1 protein-coding gene is annotated in these 243 nt (G+C 37.9%); it reads left to right on the top strand.

The window, feature by feature from the left end:
• Positions 1–243: chorismate-binding protein (locus tag SB717_RS38865; RefSeq protein WP_410908595.1), on the top strand; the 243-nt coding region annotated here is incomplete at both ends.

Below are 243 nucleotides of genomic sequence, written 5' to 3'. Positions count from 1 at the left end.
ATTCGATTGATTCTGCTCTTGTTTTAGAAGCACTTCGCATTGGTCAACCGGATTGTTACGTATTTTCTTTTGATTATAAAGGAGCATGCTTCTTAGGAGCGACGCCTGAGAGATTAATTCGCAAAGAAGATGAGAAATTTACATCGATGTGTCTTGCTGGTTCAATCGGTCATGGTCATTCTATAGAAGAAAGTGAACGAAATAGTAATGCGCTTCTTCATGATGAAAAGAATTTAGCTGAAC

Origin of the sequence: Priestia sp. SIMBA_032, assembly GCF_046535215.1 — a bacterium.
Classification (GTDB): Bacteria; Bacillota; Bacilli; order Bacillales; family Bacillaceae_H; genus Priestia; species Priestia aryabhattai.
The sequence above is the reverse complement of the archived record's forward strand: the minus strand, read 5'-3'. Positions and strand labels throughout refer to the sequence as shown.